This window comes from Streptomyces sp. BL1, assembly GCF_057628045.1.
Window position 1 is genome coordinate 7465763 of the sequence record NZ_JBXYWZ010000002.1, and the last position, 25458, is coordinate 7491220.

The window sequence follows — 25458 nt, forward strand, 5'->3', positions numbered from 1 at the left end:
CCCGACGGAGCCCGGACCGGAAAAGGCGAGGACGAAATACCGGGCCGGAGTGGGTCAGCCGAGGTAGAAGTCCTTGCGGGCGGCGACGAATTCCGCCACGGTCCGGGCCGGCGTGCCGGTGACGCGTTCGACGTCGTCGGTGGAGCGGTCGTACCGGTTTTCGCGGTGCAGCTTGGCCATCGTGGCGATGTGCTGTTCGGTGTGCGGCGGCAAGCCGGCCTTCGTGAGCACTTCCGCGCACCACTGATCCAACGGAACGTCCACAGAGGACACCGAGCGGCCGAGAGCTTTGGAGAACTCCTGGGCCATCCCCGGCATGTCGAGCACCTGAGGTCCGGTCAGCTCGTAGATCTTCCCGGCATGTTCGCCGGGTGTGCGCAGAACAGTCGCGACTACATGGGCGACGTCCTCGGCGGCGACCGGCGATGTGCGTCCGGAGCCGAACGGCAGTGCCAGAGTGCCGTTGTCCCGGATCGACCGCGCCGCCAAGCTGGTGAACAGCGGATTGTCGAGGAACGATGTCGGGCGCACGTGCACCACGGGGAGCCCGGACCAGTCCAGGACCTGCTCCGCCAGCCAGTGCAGCCGCTGCTGGTGGGATTCCGCGGTGCTGGTGGCGGTCATCTGAGACACCGTCATCTGCGACATCTCCACCAGCACGTCGAGGTCGGCGTGCTCCTTCGCGACCGTGGCCATGACTGTTGCCGCCAACAGCTGGTCCGGGGACACGCTCAGCCCGAAGTACGCCCGGCGGACGCCGTCGAGCGCGGCCGCCACGGTCTCCGGCCGGGTCAGGTCGCCGGTGACGACCTCGGCGCCCAACGTCCGCATCGCGGCCGCGCGGTCGTCCTCGCGCCGGACCATGACGCGAACCGGAACGTGGCGCGCGCGCAGCAACTCGGTGACGCGGCGGCCGACAGCGCCTGGGCCGGTGACGAGAGCGAGGTCAGTCATCAGGAGACCTTCTGGTTCGGTGGCCGGTGCGGGTGCCTCGGGCGGGACGTGGGTGAACAGGGCACGGGCAGGGCGGTCATGAGGGACTCCCGGACTCACTGGGAAACCGATCGGTTTCACCACCGTAAACCGATCGGTTTCCGCGTGCAAGGGCACGGCGCGGAGCGCGGCGCGTCAGCGCATGCCTGCCGCGTCGAGCAGGGTGGTCACCGTGGGCGTGACGAGCCCTTCCAGGGTGTCGGCCTGGATCCCGGCGCGGGCGCTGGCGCCGTCGAAGACCAGGCTGAGCTGCCGGGCCAGCAGGCCGGGATCGCCCGCGCCCCCCTGTTCGGCCTCGGAACGGAAGAACGCCGTCAGGTTCTCCTTGATCCGGTGGGCCACCCGGCTCGCAGGGTGACTCTGGTCCTTGAGCTCGATCTGAACAGCCAGGTACGGGCAGCCGCGGAACTCGGGTGCGCCCGCCTGCAGTTCCACCTGTGCGAAGACGTGCAGAATCCGCTCGCGGGCTGGCCGGTCATCGTCCGCCTCGGGCAGGAGGGTCGCCACGAAGGCGGAGGCGCGTTCCTCCAGGCTCGCCGCCAGCAGTTCGTCCTTGCTCTCGAACAGCTGGTACAGGGAGCGCTTCGACACTCCCGCCGCTTTGCTCAGCGCCTCGACGCCGACACCGACACCGTCCCGGTAGGCGAGTGCGGCCGCCGCCTCCAGCAGCCGCTCCCTGGAACTTGGCTTCACTTCGGGGCTCATATGGCGAGATTAGCCCGAGGCGGACGAAATGAAAACTGATCGGTTTTCAGGGCGGGCCGGGGTCCGGTGTTCGCGGTACCGGTCGGCGCGGTGGGCGGTGAGCGGTGCGCGCCGGGGTCAGGAGGCCGCGGGGCGTTGTGCCGGGGGCTGCCAGCCGCCGGTGACTTCCTTGACGGGTTTGTGGGGGAAGCGGCGCTGGGCGTATTCCCGCGCGTGCGAGTCCGGCAGAACGTAGAGGGTTTCCTTCTTGTCCTGGAGCGGTCGCAGCACGGTGTCCATGAAGGTCTTGCGGTCCTCCAGATAGGGACCCAGGACATCCTCGCCGCCGGGGCAGACTGCCATGCAGTAGCCGGACTTGTAGCCCGGGGGAGAGGTCAGGCTCTGCCACATGGAGGCGCTCTCGGAATCGGTGACCCGGGAGCGGTAGTCGGCGGCGTCCTGGCTGTCGGCCACTGTCTGCGCCCAGTCGGTGAACCCGCTCATGAACTCACGGTAGTTGTGCGTGACGCAGGCCAGCGCGTCGAATGCTCCGTCCTTGCTGATGGCGCCGACGGGGCAGGAGGCGACGCACAGCTTGCAGTCGATGCAGGGGTTGTAGTCCAGCGCCTGCCCGTACTCGCTCACTTCGGCGTCCACCAGGACGGTGGCCAGCAGTATGAAGTTGCCGAACTTCGGGTGGATGACGTTGCGGTGCAGGCCCATCACGCCGAGCCCCGCGGCCACCGCGACCGTCTTGTGCGCCACCACCCAGATCCGCTCATGGGGGAAGCGGTCCATCTCCTGCGGGAAGGCGACCGACGGGTTGAGTGCGCGGTAGCCGGCGTCCTGCAGCGCCTGGGTGACGCTGCGGGCGGCGTGGTTGGCCTGCTCGTCGGTCTGGTGGAACTCCTGGTTGGCCACGCTGCGGGCGGGGGAGCGGCAGTTGTCGCGGTTCATCCGGACCGCCATCGCGATCAGGGTCCGGGTGCCGGGCAGCGCGGCCTCCGCGTACTCCCGCTCGCCGGCCAGATCGGGGTGGTCCAGGCTGACCGCGGCGGCGTCGTCCGCGCCGGCCGCCAGGCACAGTTCGCGCAGCCAGGCCGCGTCGATCACCGCCGGCGGGCTCGTCACGTCACCCGCCGCACGCCGGGCGAGTACGGCCTGCACCGACGGATGTGCGGCCAGCTTCTCCGGGAGCCTGAGCTCCGCCGGCTGCCCATCGGCGTCGCGCGCGGTAGTCATGCGGCACTCCTGATGAATCTCGTGGCAGCTCGCCACCAGGGCGAGAAACCGATCGGTTTCGCAAACCGTAAACCGATCGGTTTCTGGCCCGCAAGGCCACGAGCGGGTCCGAGGTGAGGGAAGCCGCAGGCCGACGCCGGCCGGCAACGGGCCGGGGGTGCAGGACGCGGTCGCCGCGGTAGTCGTCTTCGCGTGCGCTACCCGGGTCGCCCACGGATCGAGAGGGAACCGCGAGAGCTGCCAAGGCTTTAACCTGCTGGGTTTCGTTGCGAGACTCTATTACGATGGATTCATGAAGAGGACATCGTTCGCCAGGTGGCCGTGCTCGATCGCGCGGACCATGGATCTGCTCGGGGACTGGTGGACGCCGTTGGTGCTGCGTGAGGCGTTCTACGGGATCCGTCGGTTCGACGAGTTCCAGCAGGAGTTGGGCATCGCGCGGAACACGCTGACCGACCGGCTGCGCAGGCTGGTCGATGAGGGCCTGATGGAGAAGAAGCTCTATCAGACTGAGCCGCGGCGCTACGACTACGTACTCACCGGCAAGGGCCGGGACTTCTTCGGAGTGCTCGCGGCCATGTCCCGGTGGGGCGACCGGTGGCTGTCCGGCGACGAGGGCGAGCCGGTCACCTTTCATCACGAAACGTGCGGCCACGACACGAATGCCGAAGTCGTGTGCGCCGCGTGCGGGGAGCCGATGGTGGCGGAGGAGGTCTCGATGCGGATGGGGCCGGGGTACCCGGAGCACCTCAAGCAGCGGCCGGATGTGCGGCGCCGCTTCGAGCAGGTCTGACCGCGCGGTCTCCTGAAGTCCCAGTGAGAAACAGCCTGAAGTCCCAGTGAGAAAGGGAAAGGTGATGAACGATGAGCGAGACGTCGGCCGGAACTGCCACCGCGGTCGCGCACGAGGTCGTCCGGCTGTCCATCGGAACAGGAATGTCCTTCGAGGACTTCCGCGACCGGTATGAGCGTGCGGTGCCGTCGTTGGACATGGACCGGTTCAACCGTCTGCTGTCCGAACAGGCCGGTTGGGAAACCGTCGTTGCCGCCACTGTCGAGAACGCGCCGCACGGATTCATCCGGTACTGGAGCTCCGATGTGGGAGCCCTGATGCGGCTGGCCGGCGACGGCGGCTCCTGTGCTTCGTATCTGATGGGCAATCACACGATCGCCCAGCGGATGTACACGCATGACCCGGCGGTGATGCTGTACGCGCCACTGCGCACCGCCATCCACGAAGACCGGCAGGGAGCCACCTGGTTCTCGATCGACCAGCCCAGTACCCGGTTCGCCAGCTTCGGGGATCCGGACATCGCGAAGGTCGGGCGGGAGCTGGACGCCAAACTCGCGGACCTGCTGGGGTTTCTTGACGTTCCGGTGCCACGCCGGCTGGTCCCGTGACCCCGGGCCATTTCCCGTCCCCGCCGAGCTCTCGGTAGGTCAATTCCTGCCCGGTCGTGGTGTCCGACGACGCCGTCCGCACGGCGTCGTCGGACAACATTGCGAACAGGAGTCGGGTGCCTAGGCGTTGACAGGCTAAGTCTTGTCACGCAACTCTGGGTTCAAGTCCCTGGCCAGGGTGATCGATCTCGTGCGAGACCGGGAGCCTTTCATGAGCGGATGGCACAAGACCGCGTGCAGCCTGTGCTACGTCAACTGCGGCCTGGAGGTTCAGACCGACGGGCGTGCGATCACCCGCGTTCGTGGCGACAAGGACAACCCGCGTACGGCGGGGTACCTGTGTCAGAAAGCGCAACGCCTGACGTGGTACAGCAATCACGACGACCGGCTCACCACACCACTGCGCCGGCGGCCGGACGGGACGCACGAACCGGTCAGCTGGGACACGGCACTTGGCGACATCGCGTCGAAGCTGCGCCAGGTCCGTGAGGCCGACCTCGCCGCGGGGCGGCCCGGATCGTTCGCCTACGTCGGTGGCGGTGGTCAGGGCAACCACTCTGGCGGCGGGTACGGGCACGCGCTGATGAAGTGGATGAACGCGACGCGGATGTTCGGGGCGCTGTCGCAGGAGAAGACCGGCGATTTCTGGGTCAACGGCAAGCTTTTCGGTGGACAGACCTGCCACACGGCCGAGGGCGTCGACGAGTGCGACCTGCTGGTCGTGATCGGCTGCAACCCGTGGCTGGCGCACGGGTTCAACAGGGCCCGCACCGTCGTGAACACGATCAAGAACGACCCTGCGCGGAAGATGATCGTGCTCGATCCCCGGCGCACCGAAACCGCGGCGGCCGCCGACGTGCACCTTCCGCTGCGGCCCGGCACCGACGCTTACCTGCTCGGAGCGATCCTCGCCCTGATCCTCCAACGTGGCGGTGCGGATGAGGAGTTCCTCCGCGCGCGGACCGACGGCTTCGACGAAGTCGCCGAAGCTCTGCGCCGGATCCCGGTGGACGAGTGGACAGCCCATGCCGAAGTCGGCCGGGCCGACATCGAGCGGGCGGTGGACCTCATCCTCGAGGCGAGTGCGATGACCGTCCGCGTGGAGCTCGGCATCCAGCAGGGCCGCAACTCCACGCTCAACAGCTACCTGGAGAAGCTGCTGTACCTGGTGACGGGGAACTTCGGCAGGCCGGGAACCAACGCTCTGCACTCCTGGCTGATGCCGTTGTGGGGCGAGTCGGCGGGGGAGCGTTCGGAGATCACCGGGTTCGAATACATCGGCGGCTACCTCCCCTTGAACACCCTCGCGGAGGAGATCCTGGCCGAACATCCGCAGCGGGCACGGGTGTTGTGGGTGGAATCGTCCAATCCGGCCAACACCGCCGCGGACACGGTGTCGATGGAGCGGGCCATCACGGAGTGCGAGCTGTCGGTGGTGGTCGACATCGCCTACACCGAGACGGCGGCGCTCGCCGACTATGTGCTGCCTGCCGCGTCGCAGCACGAGAAATGGGAATGGACCTTCTTCGACTTCGAATGGCCCACGAACTACTTCCATCTCCGCCCGCCGCTGACCGAGCCACTGCCCCACACTCTGGTGGAGGCAGAGATCTACGCCCGGCTGTTCGAGGTGCTCGGCGTGCTGCCCGACGAGACGACACTGGCCCGGCTCACCGAAGTCGCGCGCAGTGACCGGCCGAACCTGCTCAAGCACGCGGCGCCCGTACTCCGGGAGAACCCGGCGCTCGCGCCGGTGCTCCTGTATCGCACGCTCGGCCCCACCCTGCCCGGTGGTGCGGCCTCGGCCGCGGTGCTGTGGGCGGGTTGTCACCGGGCAGCGAAGCTGATGACCGTGCCGGTGCAACGGGCACTGGGCAGCGAGCTGACTCCTCCCGCGCTCGGTGAGGAACTGTTCGACAGGATTCTCGCCGCACCGAGCGGAATCGCCTTCAGCGTGCACGAATACGACGAGGTGTGGAGCCTCATGCGTGCCGAGCGGATCCAGCTCGCCGTACCGGAACTGCTCGACTGGCTCGGCGGGCTGGACCCGGCGCAGGACCGCCCGGATCCCGCCTACCCGCTGTCCCTGATCAACGGTCAGCGGCGCAGCCACAACGCCAACCAGATCCTGCGTCCGCCTGTCTGGCGCAAGACCGACCCCGACGGCGCACTGCGAGTGCGGAGCGACGACCTCACCACGATCGGCGCCGCCGACGGCGACTGGGTGGCCGTCGTGTCGAAGACCGGGCGCATCGTCGTCAAGGCGGAGATCGACGACAGTCTTCGCCGCGGCCAGGTGGCGCTGCCCCACGGGTTCGGAATGTCCATTCCGGACGGTCGGGGTGGTCGTGTCATCAACGGCCCGCGGATCAACCTGATCACCGACGCCGGCGATCGTGACCCCATCGCGGGAACCCCGCACCACAAGGACGTGGCCGTGCGCCTCGAGCGCGTGTCCGACAAGGAAAAGGCGGCCGCGCACGAGACCGGCGAGAACGTGCGTCTCCTCACGGAACGAGCGTCCGCCGGGTAGGAGAAGCCACTTACCCGGCATGGAGGCCGCCGGCCTCCATGCCGGGCCGCGCCTTCTTACGGGAGGCCGAAGGCGGCGCGGAACCGCTCCAACGCGGTATCCGAGTCCTCGTGCGCCCAGCCTTCGAGACCGATCACGCCGTCGTAGCCGAGGTCGTGGAGGGCGGCGGCGATGGCGGGGTAGCGGATCTCGCCGGTGCCCGGTTCGCATCGGCCGGGCACGTCGGCGACCTGGATCTCTCCGATGAACGGGAGGGCCTGGCCGAGGAGTTCGATCAGGTTCCCCTCGCCGATCTGGGCGTGGTAGAGGTCCAGATTCATGCGCAGGCAGGGACTGTCGACGGCCCGTACGAGGGCGAGGGTGTCGGCGGCGCGGGCGAAGGGCGTGCCCGGGTGGTCGACGGCGAGGTTGAGATTCTCCAGGGTGAAGACGCGGCCCGCTGCCTCACCGAGGTCCGCGATGCGGCGCAGGGTGTCCGCCGCCGTGAGCCACATGGACGGGGTGACTGTCTCGACGGGGCGGACGGGCAGGCCCTGGCCGTTGAGGCCGGTGCCGTGCAAGTTGAGCCGCGGGCAGTCCAGTTGCTCGGCCACCTTGAGCGACTGCTGCGCGGAGGAGAGCAGAGCCTCGATGCCGTCCGGCTCGGTGAGGTTGCCGTCCAGATAGCCGGTCATGGAGGAGAACGTGGCGCCGGTGGCGGCGAGTTCACCGATGTCCTTGGCCGACCAGTCCCACATCTCCACCTGGAAGTCCTGCCCGGCAAGGCGCCGCACACGCTCGGCGAAGGGCAGGTCGAGGTAGAGCATTTCGGCGCAGGCGGCGAGGGCGAAACGGCTCATCAGAGGGTCACCTCGGCGATCTCGACGGGGGCGGCGGTCTCCACGCTGCGGATGGCGGCGCGCGCGACGGACAGGGCGGTGTAGGCGTCCTGGCCGGTGACCGACGGCGGGGTGCCACCGCGCACCGCCTCGGCGAAGGCGGTCAGTTCGCCGATGTAGGCCGAGCGCAGCAGATCAGTGTCGCGCCGTGCGGTATCCCTGCTGAGGCCGTCCGGGCCGTAGTAGGTCATGTCGGTGGCGCGGCCGTCACCGGCGGTCACCATGCCGCCGGAGCCGAAGACCTCGGCCCGTACGTCGTAGCCGTACAGGGCGGAGAAGCTGGCCTCGGCGGTGGCGATGGCGCCGTTGTCGAAGGTGACAGTGGCCACGGCGGTGTCCAGGTGTCCGCCGCTCTTCGCGTCCGGGCGCACCAGCGCTTCGGCGGTGGCGTGCACCCGCAGCGGGCGGGCCGCCGGGTTGAGCCAGCACAGGGTGTCGAAATCGTGGATGAGGGTTTCCAGGAAGATCGTCCACTGTGGGATGCGGGCGGGGTCCGCGGCGAAGGGGCCGGGGTCGCGGGTGAGGGAGCGCAGCAGCTGCGGGGTGCCGACCTGACCCTTGTCGACCGCCTCGCGGGCGGCCGCGAAGCCGGGGGCGAAGCGGCGGTTGAAGCCCACCTGGAGCACCGCTCCCGCGTCCTCGGCCGCGGCGATGGCGCGCCGGGCGTCCTCCAGCGTGAGGGCCATGGGCTTCTCGACGAAGATGTGCTTGCCCGCCTGGGCCGCGGCCACCACGAGGTCGGTGTGGCAGCGGGCCGGCGCGGTGATGACCACCGCGTCGATGTCGTCGCGCCGCAGCAGCGCGTCGGCGTCCGTGGTGGCGGTGGGCACGTCCAGGGAGGCCGCCAGCTTTTCGGCCGCCTCGGCCACCGGGTCGCTCACCGCGGCCAGTTCGGCGCCGGGGATGCGGCGGGCGATGATCTCGGCGTGGTTCGAGCCGATGCGGCCCGCGCCGAGCGTGGCCAGGCGCAACCTGTCCGCTGAAGCGGCGCGCGGGCGCACGGGAGCGGGGTCGGGGGTAGTCATGAGGATCTCCCGGAGAGCGAAGGGTCGCCCCTAGTACGTTCTAGCTAAGTTGTCAGGACATTAGGACCCCAGAGGGCTCAGGTCAAGGGTCGATACGATCGGCACGGCAGCCGACCGAGCGGAGGAGTCGCAGGTGACGCGGGCACAGGGCACGCCCCCCGCCGGGCGCGGGCGGCCGACGATGGCGGATGTGGCCCGGGCCGCGGGCGTCTCCACCGCCCTCGTCTCGATCGTGATGCGCGGCGTGCCGGGTGCGAGCGAGGAGACCCGGCAGCGGGTCCAGCAGATCGCCGAAGAGCTGGGCTACGTACCCGATCAGCGTGCGCGCAAGCTGCGGCAGGCCCGCTCGGGTCTGCTCGGGGTGGTCTTCGAGCTCCAACAGCCCTTCCACGGCGACCTCGTGGAACAGCTCTACCTCGCCGCCGCCCGGCACGGCTACGACATCTCCCTCAGCGCTGTCTCGCCCAGCCGCGACGAGCACACCGCCGTGGAAGCCCTGCGCCACGAGCGGTGCGAAGCACTCCTGCTACTGGGAAGCAGGCTCAACGCCAGCCAACTGACCCGCCTGGCAGCGGTATTGCCCACCGTCTGCGTGGCCCGCCGCGCAAGCGCTGCCGCAGCAGGCTCCGTCCTCGGCGACGACCTGGCCGGCATCGGCCTGGCCGTCGACCACCTCGTCCGGCTCGGGCACCGCCGCATCGCCCACATCGACGGCGCGGACGCCCCCGGTAGTGACGACCGTCGGCGCGGCTTCCTGGAGCGCATGGACCACCTCGGCCTGCGAAGCACGGCCGAGGTGCGCACCGGCGGGCTCACCGAGACCGACGGCGCGCGCGGCATGCGCGAGCTGCTCGACCGCGACGAGGCGCCGACCGCCGTCATCGCCTTCAACGACCGCTGCGCCACCGGCGTACTGGACGTGCTCGTACGCGCGGGCCTCGACGTCCCGGGGCAGGTCTCCGTGGTCGGCTACGACGACTCGCGCCTGGCGAAGGTGCCGCACGTGCACATGACCACGGTCTCCCAGGACGCCGCATGCCTGGCCGAGACCGCGGTAGCGCAGGCGCGCGACCTGATCGCCGGCTCGGCCCCGGCTGAGACTGTGCTGACGCCCCGGCTGGTCGCCCGCACGACCACCGGCCCGGCCCCGAAGAACTGAGCCTGTGCGCACACCCTCTCCCGCCCTCCTCATGCCTCATGCGAATGTCTCGACATGAGCTAGAACGTAATAGGCCCCTGCCCGGCCTCTCTTCCCGCCGTCCCGTCGGCACGCTGTCGCGCTCGGAGCGCCGTTCGATGACGGCCATCGCCGCGGTGGCGACGCTGGGCGGCTCTCCTTCGGCTACGACCGGCGTGATCGCCGGGACGTTGCCCTTCATGACCCGCCCGGCGGAAGCCGGCGGGCTCGGCCTCACCCCCGTCACCGAGGGTCGGCAAGAACGCCGGGGTTGGACTGTTGAGGCGGTGAGCACGAATCCGGCACCCGGAGCGGTGGCAGGCAGGTCGCACATCTCAACCGCGGTCTCGGGGCCGAGTGGTGTGGCTCCTCTTGGGGAGAGGCGAGCCAGCATCCCGCGCAGCCTCCCGCCCGTGCATGTCCACCGTGGGCACGGCGGGCCGCGCATCATCGTATTGGGCACGACGGCGGCCTCGGGCTGGAGCGTGCGTCACCCGGCTCGCGCCGCCGCTGGTCCGAGACCGCCCTGACCTGGAAAGAACTGCCCAACGGGTGTCCTCTTCGCGGGCTTTGGAGCTGCCTACGTTCCCGTGGCCGGGCTTCGCGGGCAGTTTGCAGCGCGACAGCGACGGGTCCGGCCTGCATTGCTCCGTCCTTCGTGTTGCGTTCACTCACTGCCGTCGGTAGACCGCAGGCAGAGGCCGATCGGCCTCGGGTCGGCACGGTTTCTGCCGTACGCATCGCTGCGGGCCGTGCGACGGGGAGGGGCTGGAAATGACCGAGCCGAAGGAACCCACTGAGCGGAAGCCGGCGGAGACGGAAGCTGAAGTCATCAGCACGCAGACCGTAGGACAGGAACAGGTCGAAGCGGTGGGTGCACAAGGGGGCGTGGCGCTCGCCGAGCGGGCGGGGGCAGAAGTTGCTGCGGAGTCCGACGTCACTGATGAACTGGCCAAGGGCGGACCGGCGCTGGGCTCGTTCGTCGAGGCGATCGGACTGGCGGTGGCCAAGTCTCAGACCGAGTTGGACAAGACTCTGGTGAAAACGGCCCAGGCGTTGTCCGATCAGAAGATCAAAGTGATCTCGATCTACGAGCAGGTCATCGACGACGAGGGGAAGATGACCCAGGGCAATGCTCTGGAGTCGGAACTACCGCTCATCAACTATCTGATGCCCACGGCGTACGCGTGGGAACGCGTGTACCTCGAGGCGGACATGAAGGTCAGCGAGTTCAACGGCAAGAATGGCCTGAACATCCAGAGTTCCTCGCTGTACGGCTATGCCGGAGGACGGGCCGACTTCGGGATGTTCAACGTGACCGGCTCGGTCAGCGCCGGCGTGAGCTACAGCAACACGAGTCTCAGCGTGGGCACCGCCTCCAGCACTGACACGGCGGCGGGCAGCCTGCACCTGGAGGCGACGCTCACACGCCGCAACGATGTCCAGCTGCCCCGCCCCTTCATTCTTCAGAAGGGGCCGAGGCTGATTCTCTCCAGTGGTTCGGTGAGCGACATCATGGGGAAGGACGCGAACGGTCAACCGATCGTCACCGGCCGGCAGGTGACCGTGAACGTCGAGTGCCAGAAGACGGACGGCTCGGCCAACGCGGGGAAGACGCTCAGCGTCCGGGTGGAACCGTCCGGGCTGAACTACGCGCTGAGTTCGACCACCACGGGTGCCGACGGGAAGATCACCGTTACGCTCAAGCGGACGGGCGCCCTCTTCGACAACCAGGCTCCTCCGGTTGATTCGGTCGTGCGGGTTTCGCTGGGCCTGGTCGCCGAGTCGCTGTCGCTGCGGTTCTGAGCCGGGATGAGTCTCCTCGACTGGCACCGCCCCTTCCCGGACAGCGTGCGCTGGCGCCTCACAGACCTGGGCGTGGAGATCGAGAACTCCGGGGTGGAGCGCACCAAGGGCAGTCCCGCGACCGTGACTCGCGTGTGGGGACAGTACGCCACAGCGATCAACAAGGTGACGCGGCATCACAGAATGCCTGCCGAGCTCGTGGTGGCGAACATTTGCACCGAGACCGGCGGGCGGGCAGACGCCATCCGCTTCGAGCCCGGTTACGTGAGCGACGAGAAGACGCCGCACAAGGTCAGCCCCGGTCTGATGCAGACGCTCATCAGCACGGCCGCCAACACCCTGCTGATGAGCGTCTCCCGTGAATGGCTGCTGGAGGCACCGAATTCCCTTGAGGCGGGCTGTGCATACATCGCGGGCCAGGCCCGGAAGACCGGCCTGGATCCCCCGCTGGTCGCAGCCGCCTACAACTCCGGCGGGCTGCACGAACAGACGGGAAGTCAGAACCGGTGGAAACTGCGCCAGTACCCCATCGGCACCAGTGAGCACTGTGACCGGTTCGTGCGCTTCTACAACGACGCCGTCTCCGTTCTCGCCTCCTCCTCGGCAGTACCGGCCATGTCCCACCAGGATCTGCTGAAGGACCAGACGTGACGGAACTGCACCGGCTGTTGGTCGCGTTCGGCACAGCACTGAGCAGAACACAGCACGTGCTCGACGCCTCCGCGCGTGTCTCTGTCGACGCTTTCGGGGAGACGGGCTGGGCGCCGACCGGCTACGCCCTCGATACGGTGATGCTGCATCTGCCCGTCGGCTGTTCGCGGCACAGACCGCCCGAAGTGCACCTTGTCCCGCACTGGGGCGGCCCGGGCCGTCTCACGGTGACGGTGACCTTTCGGCCGAGCGCTCTCACCGACTTCGCCGACGCGCTGGACGAGGACGGAATTCCTCTCGGACGCCGAGGATGCATCGGATGAAGGTCTTTGTGCGGGGGCGCGTACATGCCCCGCAGCCCGCCTCTTTGACGGGCTGCGTCGCGACGCTGTGGCATGACCACCGCGGCGACCTCTTCGCGCGCGACCGTGCAGGCTGCGGCGAGGACGGCTCCTTCAGCGTCGGTCTCGACCTCCCCGACGACAGCGCCTGGCCACCGACGCTTCTGGTCCAGGTCGAACGCGGCGGGCGTGTACTGCCCACCCGGCCGGCGCTTGTCCGCTTCGCCGCCCGCCCCGGGGATCCGAACGGCACGATCGACATCCTGCTGACCGAAGTGGTGGCGAGTGAACCGACGTTGGGAGAGGTGGCCGCTGCGCTCGCCGCGGCCGCGGGACGGATGCAGACGGAGCTCTCGCGCTATCCGACGCCCGGCGGCGCCTTCACCGCAGAGGTCGAACTGTCCCTGCCCGCCACCACGAGCGTCGATGAACTGGGCCGATTCCGTGCCCAGATCACCGAATCGGAGACCGCGCGAGAGCCTCCGCTGCGGCTCACCGTCCGTCCGGCTCCTGGCGCCCCCGCCCCCGCCCCGGCAGCCCCCTCCGTCGAACTCGACGACCTCGGCATCCTGGAACGGGAGCAGATACGCCTGCTGCGCGACCGCCGTGTCTTCGATGTCGCCGAACTCGCGGCCGTACTGGGCCGTCCGGCCGCGCGCCTCGCCCTCGCGGAACTCAATTTGCCCGAGCCCGCCATCGTGGACTGCTACACACTGCTGTTCACGGTGGGCATCCCCACTGCCTTCGCCCTGGCCCTCGTACGCATCGGTATAAGGTCTGTGGTCGACTTCCTCGCTTCCGACCCCAGAGACGTGGCTGCCCGGCTCGCTGCGACCTGGCCCGTCAACGAAAGCGGCATCGCGCTGTGGCAGAGCAGGGTGCGTGCCCGGTTCGCACCGCAAGACGATTGACGGCCTCTCGGCGTCGCGGCCGGGATGCGGCAAAGAAGAATTCCAGAGCGGTAGAGTCCATATTCATCTGAGTGGAGAATATTCGACAGTAAATACTGCTCTTGTGTTGCTGCTTGGATAAACGGAATCTCAAGTGCGGGAGTGAGTAAGCCTATTTCGCGCCTCCTCCCGACAGGGGGTCAGCCGGCGCCTCCGTGGCGGTGCTGTCCACTCGTGGGTCCTTCTCCCTGCGGCACCGGGCAGGCCGTTTCTCCGATGAGCGGTAGACGGCGGCACCTGGGTGCGGTGAGCATCAGGCGAGAGAACGGCCCTTCCACCACGGTGGCCGCTGGCTCAGGAGTACCCATCTGCCCGAGGTGCTGAATTTCCTCTGGACCACTGGTGCTGGAGGGAAGTCTGTACACAATTCCGAGGCACCCCAGTGGCCGCACACACCTTCTGGCTCCTGGCGTGCTGCTGGAATCGCCCCGGCATACCGCGGGAAGTCAACTGTCCCGACCGGAACCACCTTTACGGCGAATCCGTCGGTAGCATGTGAACAGCCGTCTTTCACGTGGCACCTCGGGGGAGGGTCCGATCATGGAGGATATCCGGTTCCGCCTGGATCTGGTCGAGACGGACAATGACTGGGTGATCGTCTGTACGTCGCCGCTGGGCGGCGCGTCGACGAAGGTCAAGGCCCCGCTGACGGCAGAGGCGCTGCGCATCGCTCTGTCCGACGTCGAGAAGGCGCTCATCCGCTCGGCCAGCCCCGTCATCACCCGGCGGGCCGCGGCGGTCGAGCGCACGACCCGTGAGTTCGGCGAGCGTCTCACCGATTCCGTGTTCACCGGTGACGTCCGCCTGCTCTTCGAACAGTGCCGCAAGCAGGCCCGGGCGCAGGGGGTTGCCCTGCGGTTGCTGCTTGCCCCAACCGGACCCAACCTCTCCCGGATTCCCTGGGAGTTCACTGTCGACCCCGCGGCCCGGGACGCCTACCTCGCATTACGTGTCTCCATGGTGCGCTCGCCGCAGCTGATGGAGTCCGCAGAGCCGTTCCCCCTCTCTCCGCCCCTGCGCGTCCTGGGCGTCATGGCTCGTCCCTCCGACCTGCCCACGCTCGAATCGGAACGTGAACGCGAGGAGATCTCCCGTGCGTTGCAGGGGATGAGTACCGACGTCTCCGTGGAGTGGCTCGCCGGCGACAAGTGGAGCGAAGTGGCTGCGGCCGTCCGCGACCGCCGGCCGCACGTGCTGCACTTCGTGGGCCACGGCGGCTTCGACGACGAGAGAGACTCGGGCTACATCGAGCTGACCGCGGAGGACGGCGCATCGATACACGTTTCGGGCACCGACCTCGGCACGCTCGTGCGTGAGATCCCGCAGCTTCGGCTCATCGTCCTCAACGCCTGCGAGTCAGCCACCTGCGGAGCCGAGGGAGTCTTCACCAGCACCGCCGCGCGCATCATCCACGAAGGGGTTCCCGCGGTGGTGGCCATGCAGTACGAGATCACCGATCCGGCGGCGCTCACCTTCGCCTCCTCCTTCTATACGGGCATAGCGCAGGGTCTGCCGGTGGACCGTTCCATGATGCTGGCGCGGGAGAGCGTCAAGATGACCCTGGCGGGAACACTCGAATGGGCAACTCCGGTGCTCTTCCTCGCCTCTGAAGACCCCTGGGTGTTCAAGCTGCCGGAGACCCCGCCGCAGCCCGAAGAACCAGAAGCCCCGGCCGCGGCCCCCATGACGCCTCCGCCGCCCACCGCTCCCCGGCCCGCCCCAGCAGGACCATCCCAGATCCAGGACCTGCAGAACGCGATCCGCACCAGAGTTACGGCCTTCTTGGGGAAGCGCACCGCCAAGCCCTCGGCTGCGTCCTGGCAAGGCGGGCAGCACGGCACCTCTGCCTTCCTGCCGCCGAGGCCGGTCGGCGAGCCGCCCCGGGTCCCGAAGAGCGGGGCCGTTCCCGGAGAGCTCCGCAGGGCCAAGTCGCTGCCGTCGCTGGGTGTTTGCTGCCACCTGGCGCTGGGCCCGAAGGATCTGCTCGCCCTGGCCTGCGCCGACGGCAGCGTCCGCGTCGCCTCCTCCGCCACCGCCGATCTCGTGGCCGACTGTGTGTTCCGTCAGGGAAGCAGGCCCTTCCAGGTGGCGTGGAGTCCCTGGCCGAGACACGTGGCAAGTCTGCACGAAGACGGCAGCACAGTGGTGTGGGACGTGGCCACAGAGGTTCCCGTACAGGTGCTGCCCGGACGTCCTCGACAGATGCAGGCGCTGGCCTTCAGCACCGACGGGCGGTGGCTCGCCACCGCCGGCAACGGGCGCTTCCACGTCTACGACACCAACGGCTCCCGCGTACGCGATCTGCCGTTGGATCCGCTCATCGAGCGCACCCCCGCCGCGGCCGTGGGTGCCCTGAGCTTCACGCCTGACGACCGCCACCTCCTCGTCGCCACCGGCGACGGGCTGCTGCGGCAACTCGACGTCCACGGGCGGCTGATCCGTACATGGCCGCACCCCCAGCCCGTCGCCGGAGTGGCGGCAACCGCCGGCCGCGTCGCGACAGGAGGGTCGGACGGTCGTGTCTGCTTGTGGGACTGGGAGGGGCGCCTGCTGCTGCGTATCCGTCAAGAGGCACGGGTGGGCAGCCTGGCTCTCTCCTCAGACAACGCGCTGTTGGCTGCGGCATCCGACGACGGGGCGCTGACCCTGTGGAACAGCTCGGGTAAACGCACCGCACAGGGCAGGGCTTGCGGGTTCCCCGTAGGCATCGGCGTGCTCTCAGGAGGCGAAGGCATCGTGACGGGCACCGCGGACGGTGTCGTGGAGCAGTGGCCGCTGAGCCCCGAAGTACCGGCGCCGCCGGAAGGGATGCAGACATGACGGAAGTTGAGATCTTCTGGCCCGCGTCCCTGCCGCCCGACGCGGCGCTGGACACCGAGGCGGCGCTTCGCACGGCAGGGATCGGCGCCGTGTGCCGCTCTCAGGCCACCCGCCGCGGCGCGGAGAGCTACGTCCTCGTCATGCTGGCCACCCCGGCTCTGCACTCCTTCCTGCGTGCGGTCTTCGAACGCCTCGGCAACGAGGCCTTCGAGGCACTGAGTGAGTGCGTCCACCGGCTCCTGGGCCAAGGACGGGAAGCAACCGCCGAGCCGACGGACGCACCCAAGGGCGTGGTCATCCAATCGGCCCGCACCGGAGCGGAGTTCGTCTTCACCGGCGACCTCCCAGAGGAGGCATTCCGGCAGGCGATCGCTCTCGACCCGGGCACGGGACCGGGGCAGTGGCTCTGGCAGCCGCAGCACGGCAGCTGGCAGCAGCTCACAAACCGTCACGACGCGTGATCCAGAGATCGGACAAGGACATGAAGAACCCTCCGGAGGGTTCCGCCTCCGGCAACGACTGGGACAGCACCCCTTGGCAGGACGGCACTTCGGCCGGCCATCAGCAACCGCCACCCCACCAGCACCCCAGCCAGCCACCCCGGACCGGGCCCCCCTTCTTCTCCACCATGCCGTCGAATACCGCGCAGCCCCGCACCTACATGCTCCCGGCTGTACTGGTGACCCTCTTCTGCTTCCTGCCCACCGGGATCGCGGCGATAGTCTTCGCCGCTCAGGTCACGACGAAGCTCAACGCGTACGACTACGGTGGCGCCCAGAAAGCGTCGAACAGGGCGAAGGCGCTGTGCCTGGTGAGCGCCGCGGTCGGCGCCGTCGTGCTTCTCATCGTCATCGTGTCGAGTGCCTCGAGCACCTCGTCGGGATACTGACGGCGGTGCGGGTACGAGCTTCCCCGCAGCCGGGGTGGGTGAGCACGACGTCGTCGCTCTCGCGCCCCAGGTGCGGATAGCCGAGGTCGAGCGTCTTCACACGCCCGTCGAAATCCGGGTCGCGGTCGGCTGCGATGCGCCACTCGAACCCGTCCTCGGCACCGGCTAGCTTGTTGAGCAGCTCGCGGTGATCGAGATAGGTGTCGAAGTGCCGCCTTGCACCTCGACCGTGACGTTTCCACGCTCGATGGGACGTCGCCCGGCTGTGCCACGAGGTTCATTCCGTTCGTTCCGTGCCACGCTGGGACCGGCGTCCGGGGGAGTGCACGCCAGGGGGTGCTATGGGACCGCGCAGGCTGCTTTCGTTCGGAGATGCGCTGGTGCTTCTGGGCGGAGACCGTCCTGCGATGGCGGCCCTTGACCGTGCGATCGGTAGCGCGCTCAACTTGGCAACCGGAGGATTGAGCAGCGACGTGCTCAACTTGTTCGGGGCGCGCGGGCGAATCCTCGGCCTGGGCCGCGACGCGGCGCGTGGACTGGGCGCGTATCTGGGGCGTACCGAAGGACGAGTCGAACGGACGGTTGTCGTAGAGGCGGCCCATACCGTCATTGTGGTGCTCGCCTTCTTCGATGCCTTGGAAGAGGCCGAACTGCCCTTCTCCTTGGACGACGTGGAACTGACCCGCCGTGAGCAGCTCACGTTGGCCTCCGGCCGGCAAGGCGGCGACGAGGATGTCGCATCCACGATGGCGCAGGTGGACGCGCCGCGCCCTGCACCTCACCTTCCCTACGAGGACCACATCGCCGAACTCCGGGACTGGTACGGGCACCTGGCATCCCGTGTGCACGACTTCCTGTGGGGACTGGCCCTGTGGGAGCGCCTGGACCAGACCGAGCGCGGCGAAGCCGCGGACATCTTGCGGGCCGCGGTGCCGCGGCGCGCCGTCGAAAACTACGAGGCGCTGTACGCACGCCTCGTGCTTGAAGCCCCCGAATTCCGTTTCTGGTCCGGTCAGGTGGAGCATCAGGCCACACGAGCCGAGATGCGCCGGGCGCTGGCCAGACTGGAGACGCTGTTGTCAGGGTCAGCCGCGCTGCACCGGCCGCCGGTGAACATCGCCAACGCTCTGTCGCAGGCACACCAGTCGGCGTTGTCCCGGCGCGTCCTGGACGCCGAATCAGCGCCAGAGGGGATACGCGTGCCGACGCTGGGCGAGGTGTATCTGGACCCCGACTTCCGGGTGCGTGACGTGGATGGGCAGAGCAGCCCGGCGGATGAGGAGTGGTGGACGCGGACTACGGTGCGCCAGGACTTCACCGAGTATCTGGCCGGCGCACTGACCTCGGAAGGGCTCTTGATGGCTCCCCTCCTGGTGCTCGGTCACCCGGGGGCCGGCAAGTCCGTGCTCATCCGGATCCTCGCAGCCCGGCTGCCCGCCGCCGGGTTCCTACCGGTGCGGGTGTCGTTACGTGACGTGCACGCGGACGACGAGATCCAGGACCAGATCGAACAGGCGATCCGCAGCGACACCGGAGAGCAGACCACATGGCCCGAACTAGTGCGATCTGCGGGTGCCGCGCTGCCAGTCGTTCTGATCGACGGTTTCGATGAGCTGCTGCAGACCACCGGAGTGCACCAGAACGACTTCCTGGTGCGTGTGGCCCGTTTCCAGGAGAGAGAACGGGAGCAGGGACGCCCGGTCCTGGCCGTGGTCACCAGCCGTACCGCAGTCGCCGACCGAGCACGCTACCCACAGGGCTCGGTCGCGCTGCGCCTCGAGCCTTTCCGCCAGGAGCAGATCCAGGTGTGGCTTCACCACTGGAACCTGTCCAACGCCATGAACTTCCGGTCCATGGGGCTGCCTCCGCTCGGCTGGGAGCTCGTCGAACCCCATCGATCCCTAGCCGAGCAGCCGTTGCTTCTGACCATGCTGGCCCTCTACCACGCAGCGGGGAATGACCTGCACGGTGCAGACGAACTTTCGCTGGGTGAGGCCGATCTTTATGAGGCACTGCTCAGCTCATTCGCCCACCGCGAAGTGAGCAAGGACGCCCGCGAGGCGATACCGGGCACCCAGGTCGAAGCCCGCGTCGAGCAGGAGCTCCAACGGCTCTCGCTGGTTGCCTTCGCGATGCTCAACCGGCGACGCCAGTGGGTCTCGGCAGCCGAACTGGATGAGGACCTGGCGGCACTCCTCGGACGCCCCGCGACACAGCCGTCCGGGTTTCGCGCGGCGTTGGGACAGGCCGAAGTCGCGCTGGGACGCTTCTTCTTCGTCCAGCGCGCGCAGTCGGTCAGGGACGGTCAGACGCTGTCCACCTACGAGTTTCTGCACGCCACGTTCGGTGAGTATCTGGCGGTGCGCCTCGCGGTGCAGCTCCTGACCGGGCTCCTCGACCACCGACCGGTGCTGTCGATGGGCAGTGAACCCATCAACGACGAGCTGTTGTTCGCCCTGCTGTCCTTCGCGCCCCTCTCCTCACGGCAGATGCTCCGCTTCGCCAGAGCTCGCGTCGATCAGCTGCCAGCGCGGGAGCGGGAGCACCTGGGGCACCTTGTTATTCGGGTTCTGGGAGAACGGGAGCTGCGCGCTGAGCAGCCACATCCCGCGTACGTTCCCCGGCGCGTCCGTGCCGCCTCCCGGCACGGGATCTACAGTGCGAACCTGGTCGTGCTCGCCGTGCTGTTGACCAGTGGAACGACTGCCGGCGCGCTCTTCCCCACGTCGAGCGATCCCGCTGTCGGCTGGCACAGACACGCTCTGCTGTGGCGATCGTCCTTCGACGAGGAGCAGTGGACCGACTTCGCTCTCTCGCTGAGCGTGCGGCGCATGAGAAACAGCCAGCGCCGGGACCTTGAAATCACCCTCAGGGAGGGCGAGTTGACCTCACCGGAGCCAGTGGACGCGCACTGGCTCTTCCGAGTCCCGCAGGGTGAGGAGAACGTCTCTTGGTACCGCACCTATTGGAACGAGATGTGGCACAAGATGGACGTCTCGGCCGGGACGAACGATGGAGTGCTGCTCCTGGCGTTGCGCCCGCTGTTCGAGTCGCTGGGGCCGTTGATCACCACGTTCAACGGCGGCGCGAGGGAACCTGCCACTTCGGCCGCACAGGACCTGCTGAGGTTGTGGCTGGAGGGGGGATCGATGCCTCCTCAGGAGATCAAGGAGGGCTACCGGCGGATCAGCATGGCCTTCCGATTCCTCGTTCCCGACGACCCGGTCACGCGGCGCCTGTGCCCACTGATGCTCGCCCTACTGGATCGAGACCTGCCGCGTCTCCGCTCGGATGATGCCCGGGCCATCCTCGAAACGCTGTCGAGCAATGCGCACGCCGAGTTACGTACTGACCTCCTCGGCCACGTCGAAACCCACTACCCCGACCTGTTCAGTCACTTCAACCTCCAACGCTGACCGTCCTGCGCAGGCGCCACATGAGTCTCCCGCGCGGCTGGCGCTCGTTGCTTCCCGACGCCGGGCACCATCAGTTGCAGGTCGCGGTTGGTCGTGCCGTGTCCCCGGCTAACGTGTGGCGCCGCCTCGCGGGGGATACTGCGGATCATGCGTGTTGACTTTGATCCTGAGTCCATGGCCAGCCGGGACTTCTACAAGTTGCTGACCGCCACCGTGGTGCCGCGGCCCATCGCCTGGGTGTCCACCATCGCGGCCGACGAGACGGTGAATCTGGCGCCTGCGAAGTTCTGACGAAGACGGTATCGCGGCGTCGAGGTTATCCGTTGGTCTCTGCCGGCCTGGGGCGGGTGCCGGAGAAGCCCGAGAGATTGCCCTGCGTGGTGAGTCGGGGGCGAGGCCATCGCCTCAGATGAGTGCGGTGTCCGGTCGAAGATTTCTCCACCTCCACAGGCACCAGCGCTCTGGTCATCCACGGCAAGATTCGGCCCTGTTGGGCGAGGGCGGTCTGCAGAGTGGTAGCCGGGCCGCCGTGGACGGCCCGGCAGCACCGCAGTCGATGCGTCGGGCAGTCCTTGGGTGGTGGGCACGTACGGCTCACACCGTGCGATTGCCGTCCGGAACCGAGGGGAGGTCCTGGGCGGCTCGGTCCGGACGCGAGATTGCTCCGGGGGTGGATGCGTCGACGAACTCGGCCCTGGGGTGTGCCATTTGTGGTATGCCCACGGTCTCGCGCCGGAGGAAGACGGCCAGGGTCCAGTCGAGGAAGACGCGGATCTTGCGGTTCATGGTGGGGACGCGGCTGCCGTGGTACAGGCGGTGGAACCACCAGGCCGGGCGGCCCTTGAGACGGTACTTGCCGAACATGATGGCCACGCCCTTGTGCAGGCCGAGGCTCGCGACCGCGCCGAGGTTCTTGTGCCGGTACTCCTTCTGCGGCTTTCCCCGCAGGCGCGCGATGACGTTGTCGCCGAGGACGAGAGCCTGGCGTACGGCGTGTTGGGCGTTGGGCGGGCACCATGAGCCGTCCCCGACGGCGAGGTCGGGGACCTGGGCGTTGTCGCCGGCTGACCAGACGTTGTCGAAGCCGCGGACATGCAGGTCGGGTGCGGTGTCGACGTGGCCGCGCGGCCCGAGGGGCAGACCGAAGTCGGCGAGCAGCGGGCTCGGCTTGACGCCTGCCGTCCAGACGATGGTGGAGGCGTCGGCCTCGAGACCGTTGTTGAGCATGACGTGGCGGTCGGTGCAGGAGGCCATCGTGGTCTCCAGGCAGACCTCGACGCCCCGTTCCTCGAGCTTCTCCTTGGTCCACCGGCCGAGGTCGGGTCCCATCTCGGGGAGGATCCGTGCGGCTGCCTCGACGAGGACGAAACGCATGTCGTCCCGGCTGATGTTGCGGTAGTTCTTCGCCGCGTCGCGGGCCATGTCCTCGATCTCGCCGACGGCCTCCACACCGGCGAAGCCGCCTCCGACGAAGACGAACGTGAGGGCGTTGCGGCGGACTTCGGGGTCGGCGGTGGAATCGGCACGGTCGAGCTGCCACAGCACGTGGTTGCGGAGGCCGATGGCCTCCTCGACGGTCTTGAGACCGATGCCGTGCTCGGCGAGGCCGGGGATGGGGAAGGTACGCGAGACGGAACCGGTGGCGACCACAAGGTAGTCGAAGGCGATCTCGTAGGTCTCGCCGGCCGGAGGCGCGACGGTGGCGGCCTTGCGGGCGTGGTCGACGGCGGTTACCCGTCCGGTGACGACGGAGGCGTCCCGGAGTGTGGGCCGCAGGGGCGCGACGAGGTTGCGGGCGGCGACGTTCCCGCCGGCGGCTTCGGGGAGGAAGGGCAGGTAGGTCATGTACGAGCGCGGGTCGACGACTGTGACGGTGGCTTCGTTCTTGCGGAGCTTCTTGCATATCCGCAGTGCGGTGTAGAGGCCGGCGTAGCCGCCGCCCACGATGAGGATGCGCGGGGGCCGGGCCTGGTGTGGGGGAGTGGGCATGACCGAACCTTTCTGTGTGGGCCGGGACTTGTGCGGGTCCGGGATGTGCTGGACGCCGATGCGCTTGCGGAAGACCCAGTAGGTGAAGCTCTGGTAGGCGATGACCAGCGGGGTCACCGAGAGCGCCACCCACGTCATGATCTTGAGGGTGTACGGGCTGGAGGCCGCGTTCTGCGTGGTCAGGCTCCACGCGGTGGTGAGGGTGGAGGGGATGAGGTCGGGGAAGAGGGTGAGGAAGAGCGCGGTGAACGCGCCCGCGACGCCGGCCCCGGACAGCGCGAAGGCCCAGCCCTCCCGCTGACGGCCGTTCAGCGTCATGGCAAGGAACAGCGCGAGGCATGAGGACGCTGCCGCGACGAGGCTGCCGGTGGTGCCGTTTCCGGTCTGCGTGAGCCCGAGGAACCCGGCGCCCAGTACAACCGTCACCGGTCCCAGGGCACGGGCCTTTCGGCGAGCTCGTGCCCGGATGTCGCCGACGGTCTTGAGGGCCGCGAAAAACGCGCCGTGGAAGGTGAACAGCACCAGGGTGAACAGACCGCCGAGGAGCGCGTAGGGACTCAGCAGATCGAGCAGTCCGCCCGCGTAGTTCTTGTGCGCGTCGATCGGCACGCCACGGACCATGTTGGCGAAGACCACTCCCCAGGCGAATGCCGGGATCAGCGAGCACCAGAAGATTGCATGTTCCCAATTGCCCTGCCAGCGCTCCTCGGTGCGCTTGTGGCGGTACTCGAAGGCGACGCCGCGCACGATGAGACAGACCAGGATCAGGAGGAACGGCAGGTAGAAGCCGCTGAGGAGAGTGGCGTACCAGTCGGGGAAGGCGGCGAAGGTGCCGCCGACGGCGGACAGCAGCCAGACTTCGTTGCCGTCCCAGACCGGTCCGATGGTGTTGATCAGAACGCGGCGTTCGGTGCGGCCCCGTGCCAGAGTCCGGGTGAGCACGCCGATGCCGAAGTCGAAGCCTTCGAGGAAGAAGTAGCCGGTCCACAGGAAGGCGATCAGAGCGAACCAGAGGTCGTGCAAGGGCATGTGCGTTCACTCCTTTCTGTCAGTAGGCGAACGTCAGGGGGTCGTCGCCTTCCTGGGAGCTGTTCGCTCCGCGGGGTATGCGCAGTCGCGGGTCATCGGCCGGCGGCTTGTCGTCGGTGTCCGGCCCGGCTTTGGCGTACTTGGCCATGAGCCGCACTTCGATGACGGCGAGGACCGCGTACAAGGCGGTGAAGACGCTCATCGAGACGAGGACGTGCGTCGTGCTGACTCCGGGGGATACGGCATCGGCGGTGCGCATCACGCCGTTCACGACCCAGGGCTGGCGTCCCATTTCGGTGAAGATCCAGCCGAACGAGTTGGCGATCAGCGGGAATCCCATGGTGAGAATGCCGACCCGCCATGCCCACTTCGTCAGTGGAGGGGTGAGCTCCCGGTCCTTGGTGAGCATCAGTCGCGGCACTTCGTTCTCACCGGTACGGAAGTGCGGGGCAAGCCGGCGCCTGGGGCGGGTGAGCCACAGTCCGGCCGCGGCGGCGACGACGGACGTCATGCCGAACACGATCATCAGTCGGAAGGCCCAGAACGTCATGAAGATGTTGGGCATGTAGTCCTGGGGTGATCCGCCGTGGGACGCGGCCTGTCGTTCCGCGATGTCGTTGATTCCGGGTACGGGGCCGCTGAGGTTGTTGTGGGCCAGCAGGGAGAGCACGCCGGGGATCTCCACCTCGGCGCTGTTGCGGCCCTTGTCGGGGTCGGCGACGGCGAAGACGGAGAAGGGGGCCGGGGATTTGGTGTCCCACAGAGCCTCGGCGGAGGCCATCTTCATGGGCTGTTGCTCGAACATGGCCTTGCCGAGCGAGTCGCCGCTCAGGGCGGTCCCCGTGCCGGCGATCACGGCGATGACCAGTCCCGTGCGCAGCGAGGTGCGCATCACGCCCACCTGCCGGGTCCGCTTCTCGCTCCACTCCTTGCCCGCGTCCCGGGCCCGCTTGGCACGCCACAGGTGGAAGCAGGAGATGCCGATCACGAAGGCGGCGCCGGTGAGGAAAGCCGCCATCAGGGTGTGGGAGGCCACGACGAGAGTGGTGTGCTGTGTCAAGGCCTCCCGGATGTCGGTGAGTTGAGCCTTGCCGGTCTTCTTGTCGATCGCGTACCCGACCGGGTGCTGCATCCATGTGTTGGCCGCGAGGATGAAGTACGAGGAGAGCACGGTGCCGAGGGAGACGATCCACATGCAGGTGCAGTGGAGTTTCCTGGGCAGCTTGTCCCAGCCGAAGATCCACAGGCCGATGAAGGTGGATTCGAAGAAGAAGGCGATCAGTGCCTCCATGGCCAGCGGGCCCCCGAAGACGTCACCCACGAACCGGGAGTAGTCCGACCAGTTCATGCCGAACTGGAACTCCTGCACGATGCCGGTGACGACGCCCATCGCCATGTTGATCAGGAAGAGCTTTCCCCAGAACTTGGTGGCGTGGAAGTACTTCTCCTTCGCGGTGCGCACCCACGCGGTTTCCAGTCCCGCGGTGATGGCCGCAAGGCTGATCGTGAGCGGCACGAAGAGGAAGTGGTAGACGGTGGTGATGCCGAACTGCCAGCGCGCCACGGTCTCCTGGGACAGGGCCGGATCCATCAGCGAACCCTCCGTGGGTGAATGTGAGCACATTCACGAATTC

General features: G+C 68.1%; 19 protein-coding genes and 2 pseudogenes. 13 read left to right on the top strand and 8 right to left on the bottom strand.

Annotated elements, in window-relative coordinates:
- Positions 1-54 precede the first annotated feature (54 nt).
- The 3 genes from AC3AGO_RS32780 to AC3AGO_RS32790 form a co-directional block, all read right to left on the bottom strand.
- Positions 55-954: an NAD(P)H-binding protein gene (locus AC3AGO_RS32780; RefSeq protein ID WP_487823913.1), complete on the bottom strand. Its 900-nt coding sequence runs from the start codon at positions 952-954 to the stop codon at positions 55-57.
- A gap of 174 nt (positions 955-1128) precedes the next feature.
- The gene (locus AC3AGO_RS32785) at positions 1129-1698 is read right to left on the bottom strand and encodes a TetR/AcrR family transcriptional regulator (RefSeq protein WP_487823914.1); all 570 of its coding nucleotides are present in this window, start codon (positions 1696-1698) and stop codon (positions 1129-1131) included.
- Between the two features lie 117 nt (positions 1699-1815).
- Positions 1816-2919: a 4Fe-4S binding protein gene (locus tag AC3AGO_RS32790; RefSeq protein WP_487823915.1), complete on the bottom strand. Its 1104-nt coding sequence runs from the start codon at positions 2917-2919 to the stop codon at positions 1816-1818.
- Between the two features lie 292 nt (positions 2920-3211).
- Here AC3AGO_RS32790 and AC3AGO_RS32795 point away from each other — a divergent pair, with 292 nt between their 5' ends.
- The 3 genes from AC3AGO_RS32795 to AC3AGO_RS32805 all read left to right on the top strand — a co-directional run bounded on the left by AC3AGO_RS32795 (position 3212) and on the right by AC3AGO_RS32805 (position 6853).
- A complete protein-coding gene (locus tag AC3AGO_RS32795; protein WP_487823916.1) occupies positions 3212-3712 on the top strand; it encodes a winged helix-turn-helix transcriptional regulator in 501 nt (166 codons plus the stop codon).
- 71 nt (positions 3713-3783) lie between these two features.
- Positions 3784-4320, top strand: a complete 537-nt coding sequence (locus tag AC3AGO_RS32800) for a DUF302 domain-containing protein (protein ID WP_487823917.1) — start codon at positions 3784-3786, stop codon at positions 4318-4320.
- Between the two features lie 211 nt (positions 4321-4531).
- Positions 4532-6853: a molybdopterin-dependent oxidoreductase gene (locus tag AC3AGO_RS32805; protein ID WP_487823918.1), complete on the top strand. Its 2322-nt coding sequence runs from the start codon at positions 4532-4534 to the stop codon at positions 6851-6853.
- Positions 6854-6909: 56 nt separating this feature from the next.
- Here the strand turns inward: AC3AGO_RS32805 and AC3AGO_RS32810 are convergent, their stop codons facing one another.
- Together AC3AGO_RS32810 and AC3AGO_RS32815 are read right to left on the bottom strand one after the other, a co-directional pair.
- A complete protein-coding gene (locus tag AC3AGO_RS32810; RefSeq protein WP_487823919.1) occupies positions 6910-7692 on the bottom strand; it encodes a TIM barrel protein in 783 nt (260 codons plus the stop codon).
- The gene (locus tag AC3AGO_RS32815; protein WP_487823920.1) at positions 7692-8756 is read right to left on the bottom strand and encodes a Gfo/Idh/MocA family oxidoreductase; all 1065 of its coding nucleotides are present in this window, start codon (positions 8754-8756) and stop codon (positions 7692-7694) included. Before AC3AGO_RS32815 ends, AC3AGO_RS32810 begins: the two co-directional genes overlap by 1 nt.
- Positions 8757-8889: 133 nt before the next feature.
- Here AC3AGO_RS32815 and AC3AGO_RS32820 point away from each other — a divergent pair, with 133 nt between their 5' ends.
- The 10 genes and pseudogenes from AC3AGO_RS32820 to AC3AGO_RS32865 form a co-directional block, all read left to right on the top strand.
- The gene (locus AC3AGO_RS32820) at positions 8890-9915 is read left to right on the top strand and encodes a LacI family DNA-binding transcriptional regulator (protein ID WP_487823921.1); all 1026 of its coding nucleotides are present in this window, start codon (positions 8890-8892) and stop codon (positions 9913-9915) included.
- Between the two features lie 792 nt (positions 9916-10707).
- On the top strand, positions 10708-11739 hold the full coding sequence (locus AC3AGO_RS32825) for a hypothetical protein (RefSeq protein ID WP_487823922.1): 1032 nt from the start codon (positions 10708-10710) through the stop codon (positions 11737-11739).
- Positions 11740-11745: 6 nt separating this feature from the next.
- Positions 11746-12390, top strand: coding sequence for a transglycosylase SLT domain-containing protein (locus tag AC3AGO_RS32830; RefSeq protein WP_487823923.1), 645 nt, complete (start codon positions 11746-11748; stop codon positions 12388-12390).
- Entirely contained in the window at positions 12387-12713 is a 327-nt protein-coding gene (locus tag AC3AGO_RS32835) for a hypothetical protein (protein ID WP_487823924.1), read from the top strand. Before AC3AGO_RS32830 ends, AC3AGO_RS32835 begins: the two co-directional genes overlap by 4 nt.
- Entirely contained in the window at positions 12710-13642 is a 933-nt protein-coding gene (locus tag AC3AGO_RS32840) for a hypothetical protein (protein ID WP_487823925.1), read from the top strand. Before AC3AGO_RS32835 ends, AC3AGO_RS32840 begins: the two co-directional genes overlap by 4 nt.
- A 579-nt stretch (positions 13643-14221) precedes the next feature.
- On the top strand, positions 14222-16501 hold the full coding sequence (locus AC3AGO_RS32845) for a CHAT domain-containing protein (RefSeq protein ID WP_487823926.1): 2280 nt from the start codon (positions 14222-14224) through the stop codon (positions 16499-16501).
- Positions 16498-16962 carry a hypothetical protein gene (locus AC3AGO_RS32850; protein WP_487823927.1) on the top strand — a complete coding sequence of 155 codons (465 nt, stop codon included), beginning with the start codon at positions 16498-16500 and terminating at the stop codon, positions 16960-16962. Before AC3AGO_RS32845 ends, AC3AGO_RS32850 begins: the two co-directional genes overlap by 4 nt.
- On the top strand, positions 16959-17390 hold the full coding sequence (locus tag AC3AGO_RS32855) for a CD225/dispanin family protein (protein ID WP_487823928.1): 432 nt from the start codon (positions 16959-16961) through the stop codon (positions 17388-17390). The genes AC3AGO_RS32850 and AC3AGO_RS32855 overlap by 4 nt, the downstream gene beginning before the upstream one ends.
- A gap of 407 nt (positions 17391-17797) precedes the next feature.
- Positions 17798-20806: an NACHT domain-containing protein gene (locus AC3AGO_RS32860; RefSeq protein WP_487823929.1), complete on the top strand. Its 3009-nt coding sequence runs from the start codon at positions 17798-17800 to the stop codon at positions 20804-20806.
- Positions 20807-20953: 147 nt separating this feature from the next.
- Positions 20954-21094: pseudogene (locus tag AC3AGO_RS32865) on the top strand (flavin reductase family protein); the annotation flags it as partial.
- A 306-nt stretch (positions 21095-21400) separates the two neighbouring features.
- Here AC3AGO_RS32865 and AC3AGO_RS32870 read toward each other — a convergent pair.
- The 3 genes and pseudogenes from AC3AGO_RS32870 to AC3AGO_RS32880 form a co-directional block, all read right to left on the bottom strand.
- Entirely contained in the window at positions 21401-22795 is a 1395-nt protein-coding gene (locus tag AC3AGO_RS32870) for an NAD(P)/FAD-dependent oxidoreductase (protein ID WP_487824898.1), read from the bottom strand.
- A gap of 81 nt (positions 22796-22876) precedes the next feature.
- Positions 22877-23824: pseudogene (gene cydB, locus AC3AGO_RS32875) on the bottom strand (cytochrome d ubiquinol oxidase subunit II); the annotation flags it as partial.
- A gap of 19 nt (positions 23825-23843) precedes the next feature.
- Positions 23844-25415, bottom strand: coding sequence for a cytochrome ubiquinol oxidase subunit I (locus AC3AGO_RS32880; RefSeq protein WP_487823930.1), 1572 nt, complete (start codon positions 25413-25415; stop codon positions 23844-23846).
- Positions 25416-25458 lie beyond the last annotated feature (43 nt).

Coding starts and splice junctions, on each gene's coding strand:
- AC3AGO_RS32780 (WP_487823913.1), bottom strand. CDS start 954: ATGACTGACCTCGCTCTCGTCACCGGCCCAGGCGCTGTCGGCCGCCGC.
- AC3AGO_RS32785 (WP_487823914.1), bottom strand. CDS start 1,698: ATGAGCCCCGAAGTGAAGCCAAGTTCCAGGGAGCGGCTGCTGGAGGCG.
- AC3AGO_RS32790 (WP_487823915.1), bottom strand. CDS start 2,919: ATGACTACCGCGCGCGACGCCGATGGGCAGCCGGCGGAGCTCAGGCTC.
- AC3AGO_RS32795 (WP_487823916.1), top strand. CDS start 3,212: ATGAAGAGGACATCGTTCGCCAGGTGGCCGTGCTCGATCGCGCGGACC.
- AC3AGO_RS32800 (WP_487823917.1), top strand. CDS start 3,784: ATGAGCGAGACGTCGGCCGGAACTGCCACCGCGGTCGCGCACGAGGTC.
- AC3AGO_RS32805 (WP_487823918.1), top strand. CDS start 4,532: ATGAGCGGATGGCACAAGACCGCGTGCAGCCTGTGCTACGTCAACTGC.
- AC3AGO_RS32810 (WP_487823919.1), bottom strand. CDS start 7,692: ATGAGCCGTTTCGCCCTCGCCGCCTGCGCCGAAATGCTCTACCTCGAC.
- AC3AGO_RS32815 (WP_487823920.1), bottom strand. CDS start 8,756: ATGACTACCCCCGACCCCGCTCCCGTGCGCCCGCGCGCCGCTTCAGCG.
- AC3AGO_RS32825 (WP_487823922.1), top strand. CDS start 10,708: ATGACCGAGCCGAAGGAACCCACTGAGCGGAAGCCGGCGGAGACGGAA.
- AC3AGO_RS32830 (WP_487823923.1), top strand. CDS start 11,746: ATGAGTCTCCTCGACTGGCACCGCCCCTTCCCGGACAGCGTGCGCTGG.
- AC3AGO_RS32840 (WP_487823925.1), top strand. CDS start 12,710: ATGAAGGTCTTTGTGCGGGGGCGCGTACATGCCCCGCAGCCCGCCTCT.
- AC3AGO_RS32845 (WP_487823926.1), top strand. CDS start 14,222: ATGGAGGATATCCGGTTCCGCCTGGATCTGGTCGAGACGGACAATGAC.
- AC3AGO_RS32850 (WP_487823927.1), top strand. CDS start 16,498: ATGACGGAAGTTGAGATCTTCTGGCCCGCGTCCCTGCCGCCCGACGCG.
- AC3AGO_RS32860 (WP_487823929.1), top strand. CDS start 17,798: ATGGCGGCCCTTGACCGTGCGATCGGTAGCGCGCTCAACTTGGCAACC.
- AC3AGO_RS32870 (WP_487824898.1), bottom strand. CDS start 22,795: ATGCCCACTCCCCCACACCAGGCCCGGCCCCCGCGCATCCTCATCGTG.
- AC3AGO_RS32880 (WP_487823930.1), bottom strand. CDS start 25,415: ATGGATCCGGCCCTGTCCCAGGAGACCGTGGCGCGCTGGCAGTTCGGC.